The sequence below is a fragment of the Erysipelothrix piscisicarius genome (genome assembly GCF_003931795.1).
GTDB lineage: Bacteria > Bacillota_I > Bacilli_A > Erysipelotrichales > Erysipelotrichaceae > Erysipelothrix > Erysipelothrix piscisicarius.
This window is the reverse complement of record NZ_CP034234.1, coordinates 775,523-791,839: the sequence shown is the minus strand read 5'-3', so window position 1 is coordinate 791,839 and position 16,317 is coordinate 775,523. Positions and strand designations below refer to the sequence as shown.

The 16,317-nt window shown below is 34.1% G+C and carries 20 protein-coding genes and 1 pseudogene; 4 read left to right on the top strand and 17 right to left on the bottom strand.

Translation table 11 applies throughout. The features are described from left to right. Positions 1-23: 23 nt before the first annotated feature. Positions 24-155 carry a hypothetical protein gene (locus EEI45_RS09900; RefSeq protein ID WP_267128152.1) on the bottom strand — a complete coding sequence of 44 codons (132 nt, stop codon included), beginning with the start codon at positions 153-155 and terminating at the stop codon, positions 24-26. 57 nt (positions 156-212) lie between these two features. Continuing rightward, the gene (locus EEI45_RS03890) at positions 213-851 is read right to left on the bottom strand and encodes a hypothetical protein (protein WP_228410533.1); all 639 of its coding nucleotides are present in this window, start codon (positions 849-851) and stop codon (positions 213-215) included. A 146-nt stretch (positions 852-997) separates the two neighbouring features. Here EEI45_RS03890 and EEI45_RS03885 point away from each other — a divergent pair, with 146 nt between their 5' ends. Next, positions 998-1,495: a YbaK/EbsC family protein gene (locus EEI45_RS03885; protein WP_125164220.1), complete on the top strand. Its 498-nt coding sequence runs from the start codon at positions 998-1,000 to the stop codon at positions 1,493-1,495. Positions 1,496-1,545: 50 nt separating this feature from the next. On the opposite strand, the gene EEI45_RS03880 is transcribed toward EEI45_RS03885, so the two are convergent. The 5 genes from EEI45_RS03880 to EEI45_RS03860 form a co-directional block, all read right to left on the bottom strand. Continuing rightward, positions 1,546-2,409 (bottom strand): IS3 family transposase, encoded by an 864-nt coding sequence (locus tag EEI45_RS03880; RefSeq protein WP_267128160.1) that lies wholly within the window; start codon positions 2,407-2,409, stop codon positions 1,546-1,548. Between the two features lie 186 nt (positions 2,410-2,595). Then, on the bottom strand, positions 2,596-2,769 hold the full coding sequence (locus EEI45_RS08550) for a hypothetical protein (RefSeq protein ID WP_164503737.1): 174 nt from the start codon (positions 2,767-2,769) through the stop codon (positions 2,596-2,598). A gap of 111 nt (positions 2,770-2,880) precedes the next feature. Next, on the bottom strand, positions 2,881-3,579 hold the full coding sequence (locus tag EEI45_RS03870; protein WP_125164219.1) for a LytR/AlgR family response regulator transcription factor: 699 nt from the start codon (positions 3,577-3,579) through the stop codon (positions 2,881-2,883). A 138-nt stretch (positions 3,580-3,717) separates the two neighbouring features. After that, on the bottom strand, positions 3,718-4,290 hold the full coding sequence (locus EEI45_RS03865; protein ID WP_125164218.1) for an alkylmercury lyase: 573 nt from the start codon (positions 4,288-4,290) through the stop codon (positions 3,718-3,720). 126 nt (positions 4,291-4,416) lie between these two features. Continuing rightward, a complete protein-coding gene (locus EEI45_RS03860; RefSeq protein ID WP_228410532.1) occupies positions 4,417-4,671 on the bottom strand; it encodes a DUF1697 domain-containing protein in 255 nt (84 codons plus the stop codon). A gap of 131 nt (positions 4,672-4,802) precedes the next feature. Between EEI45_RS03860 and EEI45_RS03855 the strand changes: the two genes are divergently transcribed. Continuing rightward, positions 4,803-5,252 carry a hypothetical protein gene (locus tag EEI45_RS03855; protein WP_125164217.1) on the top strand — a complete coding sequence of 150 codons (450 nt, stop codon included), beginning with the start codon at positions 4,803-4,805 and terminating at the stop codon, positions 5,250-5,252. Between the two features lie 28 nt (positions 5,253-5,280). Here EEI45_RS03855 and EEI45_RS03850 read toward each other — a convergent pair whose 3' ends face one another. The 4 genes from EEI45_RS03850 to EEI45_RS03840 all read right to left on the bottom strand — a co-directional run bounded on the left by EEI45_RS03850 (position 5,281) and on the right by EEI45_RS03840 (position 7,916). After that, entirely contained in the window at positions 5,281-5,958 is a 678-nt protein-coding gene (locus EEI45_RS03850) for an ABC transporter ATP-binding protein (protein WP_125164216.1), read from the bottom strand. Next, positions 5,951-7,030, bottom strand: coding sequence for an ABC transporter permease family protein (locus EEI45_RS03845; RefSeq protein WP_228410531.1), 1,080 nt, complete (start codon positions 7,028-7,030; stop codon positions 5,951-5,953). Before EEI45_RS03845 ends, EEI45_RS03850 begins: the two co-directional genes overlap by 8 nt. Before the next feature lie 63 nt (positions 7,031-7,093). After that, the gene (locus EEI45_RS09135) at positions 7,094-7,531 is read right to left on the bottom strand and encodes a hypothetical protein (RefSeq protein ID WP_228410530.1); all 438 of its coding nucleotides are present in this window, start codon (positions 7,529-7,531) and stop codon (positions 7,094-7,096) included. A gap of 67 nt (positions 7,532-7,598) precedes the next feature. Beyond that, positions 7,599-7,916, bottom strand: coding sequence for a hypothetical protein (locus tag EEI45_RS03840; protein WP_228410529.1), 318 nt, complete (start codon positions 7,914-7,916; stop codon positions 7,599-7,601). A gap of 209 nt (positions 7,917-8,125) precedes the next feature. Between EEI45_RS03840 and EEI45_RS03835 the strand changes: the two genes are divergently transcribed. Both EEI45_RS03835 and groL read left to right on the top strand, forming a co-directional pair. Further along, complete coding sequence (locus EEI45_RS03835) at positions 8,126-8,416, top strand: co-chaperone GroES (protein WP_123171202.1); 291 nt, start codon at positions 8,126-8,128, stop codon at positions 8,414-8,416. Further along, a complete protein-coding gene (gene groL / locus EEI45_RS03830; RefSeq protein ID WP_125164215.1) occupies positions 8,416-10,029 on the top strand; it encodes a chaperonin GroEL in 1,614 nt (537 codons plus the stop codon). The genes EEI45_RS03835 and groL overlap by 1 nt, the downstream gene beginning before the upstream one ends. Positions 10,030-10,139: 110 nt before the next feature. On the opposite strand, the gene EEI45_RS03825 is transcribed toward groL, so the two are convergent. The 6 genes and pseudogenes from EEI45_RS03825 to EEI45_RS03800 all read right to left on the bottom strand — a co-directional run bounded on the left by EEI45_RS03825 (position 10,140) and on the right by EEI45_RS03800 (position 16,186). Next, a complete protein-coding gene (locus tag EEI45_RS03825) occupies positions 10,140-10,385 on the bottom strand; it encodes a hypothetical protein (RefSeq protein ID WP_125164214.1) in 246 nt (81 codons plus the stop codon). 306 nt (positions 10,386-10,691) lie between these two features. Continuing rightward, a complete protein-coding gene (locus EEI45_RS03820) occupies positions 10,692-11,240 on the bottom strand; it encodes a hypothetical protein (RefSeq protein WP_125164213.1) in 549 nt (182 codons plus the stop codon). Positions 11,241-11,998: 758 nt separating this feature from the next. Then, a complete protein-coding gene (locus tag EEI45_RS03815; RefSeq protein ID WP_125164212.1) occupies positions 11,999-12,400 on the bottom strand; it encodes a helix-turn-helix domain-containing protein in 402 nt (133 codons plus the stop codon). 74 nt (positions 12,401-12,474) lie between these two features. Continuing rightward, positions 12,475-13,604, bottom strand: a pseudogene (locus EEI45_RS03810) (IS3 family transposase). Between the two features lie 399 nt (positions 13,605-14,003). Next, positions 14,004-14,315 carry a hypothetical protein gene (locus tag EEI45_RS03805; RefSeq protein ID WP_125164211.1) on the bottom strand — a complete coding sequence of 104 codons (312 nt, stop codon included), beginning with the start codon at positions 14,313-14,315 and terminating at the stop codon, positions 14,004-14,006. An 80-nt stretch (positions 14,316-14,395) separates the two neighbouring features. After that, positions 14,396-16,186, bottom strand: a complete 1,791-nt coding sequence (locus EEI45_RS03800; RefSeq protein WP_125164210.1) for a TIGR04141 family sporadically distributed protein — start codon at positions 16,184-16,186, stop codon at positions 14,396-14,398. Positions 16,187-16,317 lie beyond the last annotated feature (131 nt).

The window sequence follows — 16,317 nt, the reverse complement described above, 5'->3', positions numbered from 1 at the left end:
ACCCCTCTTTTCTATTTTACATACTAGTCGATACTTTTTACGTCAAAGCCGCCTAAAAATTCTTTCCACGCTTCAGCAGTCTTACCATTATCCGCTACGAAATAACGACGGATACCATTTGAGTTTGTTTCACTTTGATTCGAACTTGTGAACACATCACGGCTTGCTTTAATATTTTTGTTTAAAACATCCCAAAATGGATTGTTCTCATCTTAAAGAAGTTCTTTCAGAGCATCACGATCTAAATATCGAATGATACCCCCTCGTGTTTTTGATAAATCAATAATGTCTTCAAAATCATGCTTTGACAGTGAAATGCTTAATAAGTGGTCCATCAATTCGTCAAACATATAGATTGAGTCAACATAATTCGTATCTTCATCGTACTCAAGTAAGACACGCTTACCATTCTTTAACTCAAGAAACTCATAACCTGTCGAAAATGGTGGTAGCTCTGTCAATTTCTTCAAGGCAATGTCATTAGACTTTTTGATATTTTCAGTAACAAAAAGCCCCCCTGTATTGTTGCGATGATTCAACATATGAACCTTCTCCGTTCTAAGATTTTGACCGTTTAAAATGGTCACGGTACCAACGACCAAATCACCCTTTGTATTTTCTTTATAGTAAACACGACCATTAAGATCATCCATATTCGCATAGGAATAATCCAAGGGATTTAGATAAGAATCCAATTCACTCGATGACTCCATGTTCGAGATATAGGCTGTATAAGTTTTTCCCGCAAAAAAAGCGTCAATTGCTTTTTGTTCCGATCCTTGCGGATTCGAGCCACACCCCACCAGCACAAAACTTAACATCACCAAGATGATTCCATATACTTTTTTCATAACGCTCCTCCAATATGTATGAAAATAATAGCTTAGACACTTATGAAAAGCAATGAGTTCACGCATATCTCATACTTCTCAAGGTAATCCTTGAAACCTCTTTCAAAATGACTTATGATGATTGTAAAGAAACAGGAGGGTTTTCTATGAATCCACAACCATATCAAGAAGAAATCTATCATTTACTCCATGAACTTGACATTACCTATCGCGAAGATCATCATAAACCAATTTTTTCCGTTGAATCCGATGATCTCGATATTCCAGGTCCACAAGTTAAATATTTATTGTTACAACCTAAGAAGACGGATGAATATTACTTAGTCGTCGCACACGATGAAACACATCCTGATTTAAAACAACTTGCTCAGGACTTGGGAACCAAACGGCTCTCATTTCCATCGAATGAAGCGATGAAAGATTTATTAGGGATTGAATTCGGTTCACTTACATTGCTTTCACTTATTGCAGACACCGATCATAAAGTCACCCCAATCTTTGATACCGCTATTGACCGCGATGATACCATTGGTCTTCTCGCCAACAACAACACCATCACCTTAACCTTACAGGTTCGTGATGTGGAAAAATACCTCAATCATCTTGGGTATACACCCCGATATCTTGAATTGAAACAAAAATAAAGACCTCCTAGGAGTGGAGTTGTCAAACAAAAGTAGACATTAATAAAAGACTAGAAACCCTTATCCATTTTATATTGGATAGGGGTTTTGTAATTTAAACAGTAAGCAGGTCTTTCAAAATTGAAATAATGTACATATTCTTCGATAAAATTTTCAAAGTTATCTACGGACCAGTATTGATAATCACACGCCATTTCTGCTTTAATCCATCCATTTAATGATTCGATAATTGGATTATCTGTAGGTGTTCCAGCTCGCGACATAGATCTAATTATGTTATAATTTTCATGCGCTTTAGCGAAAGCTTTAGAGTGGTAGACAGCTCCTTGATCTGTGTGAAGAATCGTGGGAGCTGTTTTTTTATTATCCTTAAGTAGCGCAAGGAGATCCTCGAGACACTTGTAGTAAGGCTTAGGATCACCAGTTGTACGCGATAATGCAGAACTGATAATTTCATTGTTAAAGGTATCAACCATTAAAGTCCATTCATAATTAATCCCTTTGTTTCGAATATGTGTCATATCTGAAACAATAATTTCTAAAGGTTTGGTTGCCCTCCATTGATTCTTTATAATATTAGGATAAATTCGACTTTGTGTTCCAGGTTTTTTATAGGAATAGTGTTTAACTTTTGATTTAATATTTAAAAACTTGCAACACTTGTGGATTAAATTATCGGAAAATTCAATCCCTAAATCACTTTGCTTTCTCATGACTGCAGCGATATCATGATAACCATAACTTGGAAAACGGCGATGCCAGTCTTTAATCACAAAGCTAAGAATCGCTCTTTTTTGTTCATAAATATTGAGATCATTCTTATGCTTTAACCACTTGTAATAACCAGATCGGTTCAAATTCATAAATCTAAGAATGAACGTAATCGGATGTTTAAAAGATAAGTCATGTGCTATTTGGAATTCTTGTCTTTTAAAGTAACGAACTCCTTGTTTACACCAACTCCTTTCACCTGGTACCCTTTTTTTAATCGTGCAATCTCAATATCTCGTTTTAGAATTTCGAGTTGAAGTCGTTCGATCTCAGTTAATGATTTACTCGTATGAAGCGCAGAAAAATGATTTCCTGTCTTTTTCTTGTTTTTAAACCCTCTTTACCATCACGCATGAATCGATCAATCCAACCATTAATCGTTCCTTTAGGACTTGTGATAGTTTCGCAGCACTTATATGTTCATCAATATGACGTGTAACGACTTTAATACGATCCTCATAAGTCCATTTATTATTTAATCCACCTTTGGGTCTTCCCATCATTAATACCTCCGTTTTATCTTTGATTTTATTATTACACAAAAAAGTAGACAAGTCTTTTTTACTTGTCTACTTTTAGTTTACTACTCCACACTATGCATGTCTTTTCTATTTTCATCGCTTCAACATTACCTTAAGTATCTTTGGATAACGTCCCCGCGAAATAACAATCGCCTCAGGATCGTTCTTTAGAAATAATGATTTTGGATTCAGTTGAGAAATATAATTTACATTTACAATCGTCCCGTGATTTGCTCGTACAAAACGTGCGGCATCTAACACTTCTTCTATTGATTTTAAAGATTGGTTCATGACCGTATATGTTCCTGTATCGGTATAAATAACGGGATGACGCTTCTCATAGATGATTGCTTTAATTTGATTTTGTACCAATCTTACCATACCCTCTCGTGTTTTAAAGATGATGCTTTGATCACAGTTCTCAATTTTTAGAATCGCAGCCCGTAATGTTTCCTCTAAAGTTGATTCTATATTTTCTTGAAACATTAATCCATAAATATTAGTTCCATAGACCGTATGCATTACATCATCAAGTGACGATATAAAAATTACGATAAGATTTGGATTCAAACGTTCAAGCGTATGGATACATTCGATTCCTAATTGATCGGGTATGGCTACACTGATGATTAGAATATCAATCTTTAAACATAATGGATCTGTTTGAAGATCTACAAATTTTTTATATAAGAAACACTCGTTAATGCTATGGCGTTTTTTTATCCGTAAAAGACTTTGGAAAAGCTGGTGCCTAACATCTTCGCACTCATGAACAACTGCAATATGATACATCTGTTTCCCCCCTTAGAATATTACTTAATACGCTATAAACAAGTAAAACCCTTAAAAATTTTATACACTACTTTTTAAATAATACGGAGAAACAAATCAATTGAGTAGTTCATTTGTACGAGTGGTAAAAAAAAGATCTCATGAAACTGAGATCTTCGCTTTAATAACATCAAGTGCATAATCAAAAAGTTGCACAGATAACGCAAACGCCTCCGGTAATGTATAACTCACGCCACCATTACATGGAACCTCATCTTTAGCAATGAATTTGATTGAACTGCACGATTTAGAGGCAACACAACAACCTGATTTCGCATTGGGAACCCATACCTTCAGTGGGATGTCTTGGAGGTTATCACGTGTGATTCTAGTGCCATCAAGGCAAATTATTTCCGAATTGTTCAGTGATAAGAAGCACATGGCATCAAATGCACACATTGCGTAGACTTTCTCAACACCGGGGATTGAAACTTCAAAAGCGGTTTTCTGCCCTGATATTGGGTAACATGCCTTACAAGATGCATTAATTAGGTCACAATCGTAAAGTGCTGGTGAACATGATAACCATGCTTCGTCATCAAGTTCCCCTTCTAACAGTCGCGACACAAATGCTTGATATTCTTTCTGCAGTTCAAATGAAAGAGCTTGATACCGGTCATTAAAATCTGGATTTAAATCTAGCTGTTTTTTTAAGATTTCGTATTGATTCATAGCACACTCCCTTCGCACTTATTTTATTCTAATTGCTAACGATTTGCAACAACTTTCTAATCCTTCAGTTTTTGAGAGAGTTCTAAAAGCTTGTGAACGGTATTGGCGGTTCGGAGTGTTACACAATTATTGATTGATGTATTCGCAGTTTTGGACCAACGGGATTTCGAAATGAAAAAAATCTTTGAGGGTTCCTTCTAATGCTTCTTGCATTGATCTTAATGCTTCGTTTTCACTCTTAAAAATAACATTTCCACTGTTTATGTACGTTTTAACGGTAGTATAACCCAGTGATTCAAAAATCTGTTTTAAGTCAGCCATTGGAACTTTATGCTTCCCGCCAACATTAATACCTCGTAATAATGCAATGTATGTTTTCATAAGCATCCTCGTTTCATCTTTGATTATACGCGTAAACATTTGACCCTACAATCCAAGACGATTTCAATAAAATTTTATTTGTCTTGTTTAACGATATGGTATGCTTAAGAAAAGCGACTAAGGGGGATGTTATGAATATCCGTACATTTCAAAAGAATTTTAAGATTAAACACGAAGAAACCATTCTGGCTTGGATTCACGATGGTCTTATTCCAGGTGCCTATTTTGATAAGCCGAAACAAACATGGGTACTTCCGGATGAAGCTCGACCACCCTATACAAAAGCACGTGCTAAAAACGCTTCTGCCATTTACGTAAGTATTGTAAGAGGTTGTATTGATCGATATCATGTCCTACCTCAGCTTTATCATCTTAGTCAACAAGAGTTTAATGTTTACATCCAACAACTTCTTAAAGCCAATTTAATTTCGGTTGTCTATCATGATCAGATTGCTTACTATTACGCGACACCCGAGAGCGAATCTTTTATTGCATCCAAGAATCCGTTGCGTTACCTTGAAACACTCTTAGGTGTCGCAGTGAAAGCGGCAACCGAAGGAACCATTAAAAGTATGTTTTAAATGAAAAAAGCCAAGGAAACTTGGCTTTTTACGTTTTAAGGACTTCTTTGAGATAACCATCTTGAAATATCAGTTGGGTTGGACATGTAACTGCAAGTGATTGTGCATGGGTAACAAGAATGATGGTGACACCTTGTTCATGAATCGCTTTAAGAATACGCATAACCATCTGCGCATTCTCAACATCCAATGCACCTGTAGGTTCATCTGCAAGGATAACCTTAGGACTTTGAATCAGTGCTCTTGCGATAGCGACGCGTTGTTTTTGCCCCCCTGATAGTTGATGTGGATATGCATTCCTTTTATCTTTGATATTTAACATTTCAAGTAATTGTCGTGCTTTTTCTTGATGTTCTTTTCGAATTCGTTTTACGGGCAGTAATACATTTTGCATCACCGTCATCGTTGGAATTAAACCAAAGTTTTGCATAATGTATCCAATGGATTGATTGCGATAGTTAGCACGTAAAGCATCATTCCAATCAAGGATGTTTTTCCCTTCAAACAAGACACTTCCCTGTGCATCTTCAATTAAACCAGCAAGGGTATTGAGAAATGTCGTTTTTCCAGAACCAGATAATCCCGTTACGGCAACAAAATCACCGCGTTTAATCTCAATATTTACATTATTTAGAGCATGTACCTTCGCGTCATGATCGCCATACGTTTTTGAAAGTGATTTAATGGTATAAATTGTATCAGACATTTTCTCCTCCAATAATATTTAAAATTTGAATTGCGGTAATGCGTTTTGTGATAAATTGACTTAATAGCGTAACGAGTACGATTAAGATTGAAATACCAATGCCAAGCACAGTCCACGTTAAATCGAGGGTAATGTGCATCGTAGCAATTCCAATCAACGTCGATATAAAGATAAGCCAAAATATCGATTTGAGATATGAACGGATAAGATATTGTTTCGAGTATCCCACAACTTGATATAAAGCAAAATCTAGAGAGCGATAATGAATATCTACAAACACCGCGCAAATCAAGCCAAATAAGCTAAAAATCATATTAATCATTCCCACACCGAAATAACTCGCCAACATCAATATTTTCTGATGATAGAATCCTTCTTGAGTGCTCTTAATCGATGATACTTGGTACTTAAATGTCGGTTCATTTAAATCATTCCTGATGCGTTCCACCTCATCTTCTGAAAGATTCATAAAAAAGAGTTCATCTATAAAATTACTGTTGGTTAATTGGAGATGTTGATTAATATTTGTGATATCAAAATAGGCAATTTGGTAGTCCTTAGACGAGAGTTCAGTATAGTCGCTGGGACCAAGGAATGTAAATGGCTTTTCAACAACTTCCGCAATGACATAGTTTAACCCTTCTGATTGAATTTGATCCCCTACAGTGTATCGGGAGTTACTTGTAATGATTGGGATCGTATCGGTATTCTGATACCGTTTCACGGATTCTGTATTTATGTTATTAAGTTTTAAGGCCGTTTCGTTTAGGAATATAAGATTTCCAAGTGTATTTGATGAGTGGGAATCAAGATAGAACACAATCAGATGATCGTGGTATTTTTCGTAGGTGGTAGCGAGTTTATTGAGGATATCACCACGATAGAGCTCAGGATTTTCTTCAATTTTCATGGTTTCTTGAAGCGATTCCGGATACTTAGCAGACACGGACCAAGCTGAATCTAATTGAGCATAGTTTTTATAAGGTGATACTTTCCGGTTTAAATCCTCAAAAAGAATGAGCGATACAAACAACAACATCAAAGAGGTCGAGAATTGAAATACTAAACCCACTTTCTTGGTGATATTAAGACCAACACTTTTATTTTTCCTATATGCCCTTAAACATCGCCAAAATCAAATATTGATGATCAACCCCATCACAAGAATCATGATCGTTCCCGCTATGATAATCGGCATTCCAATCGGCAATTTAAAATAGTTCAAAAAAGGGACTGACAGAAGTGATGAGAAGATAAACGTTGCGACGAGTTGCACCATATAATCTAAGGTGAAAGAGCGTAGTATTTCTGAATAAGTAAAACCTACAATACGCTTAATTTTAAGTATTTCTCTAGATACAAAAATCCAATATTCTGAAACATAAAAGAGATTCAAAACAATTGAAATGAGTACAATCGAAAATAAAACCAATAAGAACAAATTGTCTTTGATGAAATAAATGAGATTCGATAAGTTGGAAACATTATTTTTCGCTATATCACCATATTGATTGAAAAAGAACGAAGTACATACAATCATATACAGTGATAAAAGCACATGATAAATTGTCAATAATTTTTTTTATTCATATTTAACACCCCTTATAATAACTCCCTAGTGTATTAGGGAGTTCCATCGATTAGTATGCGTTACCCCAGGTATAGCACGTTTCGTTATATCCTGAAAAAGCAACTGCATGAACCGATGTATATGGACTTGGACTGTAAGCATGTTTTTTAGTTTGCTTTGATCCTATTTTTGCTGTCGCCGACATATATGAATATTTGGGTTCATCAAAAACGGTAGTTTTTGAGTTACATGCCTTCGACAAAAAATTTGCGCCTGACCAACCGACATTTTCCCAACCTACTTTGGCGAGTGCGGTTGCCTGTGCGCAGAGAATCATCAGTCCAAATAACAGCATTGTCGATACTGTGTTCTTAACACTTCGTCGCAAAATATCCCCCCTTTCACTTTGATTTTATTCTTTGTTTAATAATTTTCAAGTCAATATGATTACATTGCAATCTTTCACGATTACTTTGTAAAGAGACCTGATAATTTAACAAATGGGGATTGACAAAATTTGAAGTCAATCCTAGAATATAGGTGTTGGCACTCGTAACAATAGAGGGCCAGAGGTCGAAATAAAGGAGGAAACGCATCATGATTAAACCATTGTATGACCGCATTTTGTTAGAAGAGATTCTTGCAGAGTCCGCTACTGCAAGCGGAATCTTATTGCCGGAATCCAAAGAGAAACCTTCTATGGCACGCGTTGTTGCTGTAGGAAATGGAACGAAAGATAAAGAAGGTAATACACTTCCCATGGATGTAAAGGTTGGGGATTGTGTCATCTATAAAAAATATGCAACAACAGATGTAACTTATCAAAACAAAGATTATTTAATTATCGACATGAAAGATGTACTTGCAATTGTGGAGGATGATAAATAATGGCTAAAGATGTACGTTATGGACAAAACTCAAGAGATTTACTCTTAAAAGGAATGGACACACTTGCTAATGCGGTAAGTGTAACGCTCGGTCCTAAGGGACGTAATGTTGTCTTAGAGCGTAGTTTTGGTTCACCGCTTATCACAAATGACGGTGTAACCATCGCTAAAGAAATTGAACTTAAAAACCCTTTTGAAAACATGGGGGCAAAGTTGCTTTATGAAGTGTCCAATAAGACTAATGATGTGTCTGGAGATGGAACAACAACCGCTACATTACTTGCACAGGAAATGATTCATAAAGGATTAGTGCATGTTGATCGTGGCGCAAATCCCGTATTAATGCGTCTTGGTATTGAAAAAGCATCGCGGGCAATTGCTGACTACCTGCTTGAAAACAGCAGTAAAATTGAGACAAGCAGCGATATCGCAAACGTTGCCTCAATCAGTGCTGGTAGCGAAGAAATCGGAGCAATCATTGCGGAAGCAATGAAGAAAGTTGGAAATGATGGTGTCATTACAGTAGATGAATCCAATACATTTGAGACTGAATTAGAAGTTGTGGAAGGACTTCAATATGACAAAGGTTATATTTCACCTTATATGGTTTCAGATCGTGAGACCATGGAAATTGAGATGGAAAACCCTTATATCTTGGTTACAGATCATAAAATCTCAACAATCCAAGAAATCCTTCCCCTCTTAGAACAAATTGTTCAACAAAATAAACCATTCTTTATTATTGCTGAGGATATTGACAATGATGTTGTCTCAACACTTGTAGTCAATAAACTCCGTGGAACCTTCAATGTAGCTGCAACAAAAGCACCAGGATTTGGAGACAATCAAAAAATGATGCTTGAAGACATTGCGATTGCGACAGGCGCTACATTCATCAGTAAAGAACTTGGAATGAACATCAAAGAAACTGAAATCGAACAACTTGGAACGGCTTCAAAAGTAGTCATCCGCAAGGACGAAACAACCTTAATTGGTGGAGCAGGAACCAAAGAGGCCATTGAAGAACGTGCAAGCGAAATTCGTTCTCAAATAAACAATGTAAGCAGCGACTTTGATAAGAAAAAACTTGAGGAACGTCTTGCGAAACTTACAAATGGTGTTGCTGTGATTAAAGTTGGAGCAGCAACTGAATCCGAAATGAAAGAGAAAAAGCTACGCATTGAAGATGCACTCAACGCAACCAAAGCTGCGGTTGCAGAAGGTGTCGTGCTTGGTGGTGGATATGCCCTTACTCGCGCCTACATGGATTTAAAAGATAACCTTAGTTCAGAAAATCAAGATGAAAATAGAGGTATTAAGACCGTCTTTGAATCAATCCTAAAACCATTATGGCAAATAGCTGAAAATGCTGGATTTGATGGAGATGAAATCGTTACAAAACAACTTGAATCAGAGTTGAATATTGGATTTAACGCAAAATCAGGACAATGGGAAAACCTTCAAGAATCAGGAATCCTTGATCCTACACGCGTAACACGCAATGCATTACTTAACGCTGCATCGATTGCATCCCTATTCCTAACAACAGAAGCTGCAGTTGCATCGTCAGTTGAAGAGAAACAAATCACTCCTGAAATGCCGCCAATGTATTAACAAATCAAAAGGAAGCCCATAACAGGCTTCCTTTCTCTATTTTCAAATTTCAACAGCACCACTTTCTCAAGTTCGTACTATACATGTGTTAATCAAACTAACTTAGATTATCATTTATTCTTGTTTAATTTTCTAAATAAAACAGCACCAATTCCAGAAATAAAGAAGCCAACCACTATCAAAGTGATTCGTACAACTAAATCCAATGTCCCCAAATTACCTTGTACATTTAACATTTTATGAATGATTATATCTGTAATTATAAAACTGCCTAAGGTACTGCCTCCAAAAATAGCGATAGCTAACCCTAAAAAAATAAGAACAAATGAAAGTGTATACTTTGTACTGTTATTCACTAATTTACCTCCTCTAAAATCACCTCTAATATAAGCAATGATACTCTAATAATTGATAATTACTCTGTAAATAGAGTATCTTATTAAGTTATCTTTAATCAATAATCTTAACGAAATACTATTTTTTAAGTATTATGATTGATTTCGATTCATTGAAGTGTCATTAGAATTGTTAGGCCCATTGTTCGTACTCAACGGTGCATCTGTAAGTCCAAAGAGCAACTTTACCTGCGGATAACGACCATCCAGCAGGAGTGGCAAACTTTACGAGTTTTAACGCCGCTTTTTTTCCCAATTTATTTACAGCTATTTGCGCCATTTTTTGAACAGCTCGATAATATGATTTTTTCCAACTAGATTGATAAGCTCACCTTTACCTACAAAAATAGCGGATGAGACGCCAAAACTTCGAGCTATTTGTTTTATAAAACAACTTGCAAATCTACCAGAGTGGTATCCTAAACCTAGACTCATAACGTCAGATCGTAAAGTTGTATTTCTTTGGTTTAAAATTCTCTTAAGTTCTATTGATTCTGCTGATACACCATATTTCAATTCTAACTCATCTACATCAACTGATATTAGATTTCCGTCCATATCAGTTACAAAAACTGATGACATTAAATTATCAACTGCTTGAGCAGTCTGGTGAATTAATCGATCAATATCTAGATTATCTAATAATTTAGACTCGACAAATGTTGAGCCTTCATTGTTTGCAATATCATCACCTACCGCAAGACACTCGGTTTCTGAATTAATTTTCTCCTCTGCAGATACACCAATTGAAGTACCATAATTTAGAATACCTAAAGTCATTGTAAACGCAAGAAATCCAAGTAATAATTTTTTCATTTTTCTCTCTTTTTCTTTTTACGTATTAAAATAAATTTCATAAGACCATAAATTTTTGTTGCGCTCAATTAATTTTTTGCGTATAAAAAACTATCTTTATTTCTTCTTAAATCCGAAACCGCTTAACAATAGTTGACTTAAGCTATATCTGGTTTACTTTATGTTTCCTAAATCAAAAGAAGATTATAGGAATGTTTTTTGCAATTTTAAACTTCATGTTATTAAGAGCGGTGTCCTCCTATTTTCAAACTATATTCCAATCAAGTTCTAATTAAGAAATATATTCACGCGTTCTACCCTAACAGCCGTGTTAACTATATATCAATCTTTTTAGGTTTAATTGGACTACTCTATAATATTATATTTGACAATAGCATCGATAATTTCTCATTTATGTTCGGACTCTATAGGAAACACGCTTTAAATTTATGTTCAATTCTAATTTTATTCTTCAATAATTCATTCTTTACCACCTCCTTCTTATATGAATTTGACTACAAGTTACTGATTTAGTATATCCAATATTTTCTTGTCAATATTATTCGAAAATCTATAATAATTTGAACGATTTCATGACACATTTTCCTTAGAACAAAATAATACTCTAATCTTTTAAAACATTGTTCACTTTATTAAAAGAACATTTTTTTCAAATTCAGTAACCTATGAACAAATTATTCATTATGTCCAATAAAAAAGAAAGAAACACCTGTGCCTGAATAGCAACAATGTGTTTCTTTCCTAATTTTCTAGTTGAGTTATTTAAAAAAAATTATATAAATAATTAACAATAACATAACAATTATGACACTAATAGAAATTCTAATTATTATTATTTTCTTTATTTTATCACTAACCTGAATCTCAACATCTATCAAGAAATAGATTAAATAGATTATTCCTATGATAGGAACCCATGTAATAAATTTATTGAAAACATCTGTTGTTCCTGATATTCTTTCTATAAAATTTTCTGTATCATCTTTCACTAACTCATCGATAGAACAATTATATATCTCTGATAATTTGGCTAGAGATTGTATATCTGGTTGTGTTTTTTCATTTTTCCACCTAGATATTGCTTGCCTTGTAACACAAAGTTTTCTCGCAATGTGATCTTGAGTGAATCCTCTTGACTCACGAATTTTTTTTAGCCTCATAGCAGCCCCCTATTTAATATTATCATATCAATATATATAATAAATAATTTATATGTTGGTATCGTAACACTTTTTTAGACAAAATCACTAGTTAGTCTTTGTTGGTATTCGACTGGGCTCAAATAACCCAGAGTCGAGTGAATGCGTTTGTGATTGAACCAATAAATGTATGTTGATAATTCTTCCTTTAACTCCTCGAGACTCTCAAATGATCGCTTCCTTACAAACTCGGTTTTAATAATCTTGAATGTGGCTTCCGCTACTGTACTGTCATAAGGTGTACTCCTCGCACTAAGTGATCGTGTAATCTCAAATGCTCCAAGCATTTCATCAATGCTGTAATTCTTGGACTCTGAACCTCTATCGGTATGAAAATATTTTATATTAGATAGATTTCCGTCTACTTTCGTAAAGGCATCCAAGACAAGAGATGGCGTTTTCCTTTCACCACAAATTGATCCAATTATTTCTCTCGCATGAAGGTCTTAAAGTATGTAAATATAATTCCAGTTATTCCCAACTCTTACATAAGTCAAATCACTGACAACAACAACCTGCAACTTACTTCTATCATTGAAATCTCGGTTTACTAAATTTTCAGTTTTTGATTCGTTGACATCAGATGAATGATTTTTATACTTCTTTTTAGTATAAACTGACACCAGTTCATGTTTTCTAATAATTCTTGATATCCTGCGTCGTGATGTATTCATTCCTTTTCTTCGAAGGTCAGCTCTAATTTTACGACTGCCATATACCGAATGACTCTTATAAAATACATCAATAACTTCATCTTCAAATTGATCGATTTCTTTTGTCTTTGGCCTGTATGAATAGATCGCTCTTCTTGCTACATTTAGATATTTACACATTGAAGAAATTGAATATTTATCCGAATTCTTACGTATAATCTCTATTTTCGTCCCATAATCAGCGCTGATTGCTTTAAAATGTCATTTCCCATTTTTAACTATTGGTTTTCTTTTCGAAGCTTTATAAGTTAATTTTCTTCGTCAGTTCTATTAACAGCAGCTTTGAAAGATCCTGATGTAGTCTGTTGTTTTCCCCATCGGTACACCAGCTGTTCATTCAAATCGTAATCGCGCGCAAGGTCACCTGCAGATCTTCCACCTTGATACAATTTCACAATTTGTGTTTTAAATTCATCAGTAAATTTTCTTCTTGTTCTTTTTTCCATGATAATATCCTCTTTCTGTTATTTTATACTAACTAACAGATTTGTCTATTACATTGTAGCCGGTTCAGGTTGCAGATACTCTTACAAATTTACTAAAAGAAAACATGTAAAAAATGCATAAAATTTAACCTTTATTCACTTATATAAAAGCTATAGGTTGCAAAAGGTTGCTACATATCGCAAGAAATTAAAAAACGCCCTATTAAATAGGGCGTTTCATAAGGTTTAAAACTATTCCCACTCAACGACTTAAAGCTTGTCGTTATTCTCAAATGACCCATTTTAAAGGCTATTATGAAGTCTTACTTCTCATAAATCTCATGTATCTCTTAGTTCTCAAAGTTTTTGACATCATTTTGACATCACTAATTATTTTTAAATAACTATTGAATCCATACTAAGTCATTAAAGTTCTATATTTCGGTATCCACTAATTAAACCAATTGAACCATAATTACCTGGATTACCATAATTACCAACATTTCCGTAATTACCAAAATTACCAAAATTACCAAAATTTACCGACCTATACGGTAAATTAAATTTATACATTAAGCGGTTTTCATATATAATTTCTCCTAAATAATGTCCAGACATATTAATGAAAATTTTTTCTTCAGACAGATAATGTCCCACATTTCGTCCACTTGGAGCATGTAGTTGACCATTAACAAAGTTTGCAATATGCTCCCCGCGACTATTAAACAAAAATTCCATAATGAAAATCCTCCCCTCTTGTTCTCATTGTTCTTCTAAATTTCAAAGTTTTTGATATCACTCATTTAAGTTATCAAAGGCTAAATATACCTTATTGGGCTAGTTACTATCAATTTTTTCCCCTCTTTAAAGAGTAAGTTTGATGTCTGTACCGACAACAGTTTAGCATACATTGATTCATTATCAGTTGTTAGTTCTCTACAAACATATGCACTTACAAAAACTCCTTGAGAAATCTTCCTGCAAAAATCATCCTCAGTAATATAATCTTGAGACAAACGACCTTTAGTAATTAATTGATTGTAATATTCTCTTAGTCTTTTTGGTTGATTTTGGATCATTTTTACAGATGAATGAATCTGATTAAGCAAATCTCTACTACCTGATCCTGAGGGTTCCTTTTTATTACACACAAGATATGTTTCGTCATCATCAAAGATTAATAGATCACAAATTTCAATATTTGATAAGTATATCTGATCAGCGCAAATAACATTTTCAACTGCATTTCCATTTAGAAATGATGCATTATATTCACTTTCATTACTGCATATCCTATTTAAGTCAAACTTTAAATATAATTTTTCTGCCTCTTCACGATATTTGTTATTTAATTCAGTAAATGATTCATCGATAAAACGGGTATAATTAATATCCAGAACATACCAAGATCCAGAATTCAGATATACAGTCAATTCTCTATTCAACGCTTTATCAACACCATACTTTTCTCCATCAAGATCAAAAATATGCGTAAAATTGAAATCAATTAAATCTAAAATTCTTTCCTTATCTAAAACTATCTTTTGTTCATTACCATAAGCTGAAATGGTCCATTTTTTCATAAATGTTTTTATTGCATTTAGCGATAATTCTTCTCTTGTATACCTGTCTTTAAAAAGGTCAAATATCTCTTTAAAAGTAAAAGCAGAATCATTTTTTTCATCAACTAAATTATCATCATTAAAAACTGCCCACTTTTCTGCTCCCAAATAATCAAAATGATTATCCCCGACTATCTGAATATCTTCAATATCTTCCGGGTTATCTAAAATCTTGTTACACATATAGTCTAGTGCTTTGGTTGCGGATACACCAAAATTACTCAATGATACAAAGTAGCTTAATGCAAATTTAGACTCTGGCTCATATATTTCATCAATTATATTTAATACTTTTTTATATTCAGATACTGTCATTCTTTTTCTAATATTGAGCGCATCTGTAGAAATAATATTATATTGTTTATAACTATCCTCATTGCTGTCACTATCGAGTAAATCCAATCTCTTACTTAAACTAAAACTAGCTCTAGCTCCAATTTTTCTAAAAATAGTTGAATAGTCTTTTTCATTTTCAAAATCAGTATATTCCCTGTTTATTGCAGAGAAAGATTGTCTACCACCAACCATATGTTTTTCTGTTAACTCCTGTATCACTGAATCAGTTCCTTCAAACAACTTGGTAAGTAGGTTTAATCCGAAATTTCGGATTATAAAATACTTCACATAAGAACTTGCATAACCTCCAGTTGTAGCATATACACTATCCCCAATTATCGATAACATTAAGAACGAGGTACTTTTATTAACGAGGTTTCTTCTATTTAATTCTATTTCCGGAAAATTACTTTCTACCGCCTCCAACCTCGATGGGGTGCTCTTCTTCGTATATAGAAGCAGATAATCAGAACCATTTTCATCTTCAATTACATTATCATTATTATATGTGTCGGATAACGCTTTTGATTTTACAATTCTAATTACTGATTCGCATAAAGTGTTCAAATTAACTCTCTCTAATTTATTCCCAATTATCTCTTTCCATATAAATTCTATATCTAATTTATATATGCTAAAGAATGTTTCCATGATTTTCCCCTTTTGTCAAACTTGTAAACGTCATGTTCTGTAAGCCTTTACACAATTATACATTTTTCATCATGTTCTGTAAATGTATAGAATAATCGTCAATTATATTCGATAAAAAAATAGAAGGAAAT

Bases quoted from the DNA above. Each gene is read 5' to 3' on its own strand.
- EEI45_RS03855 (WP_125164217.1), top strand. From the start codon at position 4,803: ATGAATATCCGTACATTTCAAAAGAATTTTAAGATTAAACACGAAGAA.
- EEI45_RS03805 (WP_125164211.1), bottom strand. From the start codon at position 14,315: ATGGAATTTTTGTTTAATAGTCGCGGGGAGCATATTGCAAACTTTGTT.
- EEI45_RS03815 (WP_125164212.1), bottom strand. From the start codon at position 12,400: ATGAGGCTAAAAAAAATTCGTGAGTCAAGAGGATTCACTCAAGATCAC.
- groL (WP_125164215.1), top strand. From the start codon at position 8,416: ATGGCTAAAGATGTACGTTATGGACAAAACTCAAGAGATTTACTCTTA.
- EEI45_RS03850 (WP_125164216.1), bottom strand. From the start codon at position 5,958: ATGTCTGATACAATTTATACCATTAAATCACTTTCAAAAACGTATGGC.
- EEI45_RS03870 (WP_125164219.1), bottom strand. From the start codon at position 3,579: ATGTATCATATTGCAGTTGTTCATGAGTGCGAAGATGTTAGGCACCAG.
- EEI45_RS08550 (WP_164503737.1), bottom strand. From the start codon at position 2,769: ATGATGGGAAGACCCAAAGGTGGATTAAATAATAAATGGACTTATGAG.
- EEI45_RS03835 (WP_123171202.1), top strand. From the start codon at position 8,126: ATGATTAAACCATTGTATGACCGCATTTTGTTAGAAGAGATTCTTGCA.
- EEI45_RS03800 (WP_125164210.1), bottom strand. From the start codon at position 16,186: ATGGAAACATTCTTTAGCATATATAAATTAGATATAGAATTTATATGG.
- EEI45_RS03885 (WP_125164220.1), top strand. From the start codon at position 998: ATGAATCCACAACCATATCAAGAAGAAATCTATCATTTACTCCATGAA.
- EEI45_RS03890 (WP_228410533.1), bottom strand. From the start codon at position 851: ATGAAAAAAGTATATGGAATCATCTTGGTGATGTTAAGTTTTGTGCTG.
- EEI45_RS03865 (WP_125164218.1), bottom strand. From the start codon at position 4,290: ATGAATCAATACGAAATCTTAAAAAAACAGCTAGATTTAAATCCAGAT.
- EEI45_RS03860 (WP_228410532.1), bottom strand. From the start codon at position 4,671: ATGAAAACATACATTGCATTATTACGAGGTATTAATGTTGGCGGGAAG.
- EEI45_RS03820 (WP_125164213.1), bottom strand. From the start codon at position 11,240: ATGAAAAAATTATTACTTGGATTTCTTGCGTTTACAATGACTTTAGGT.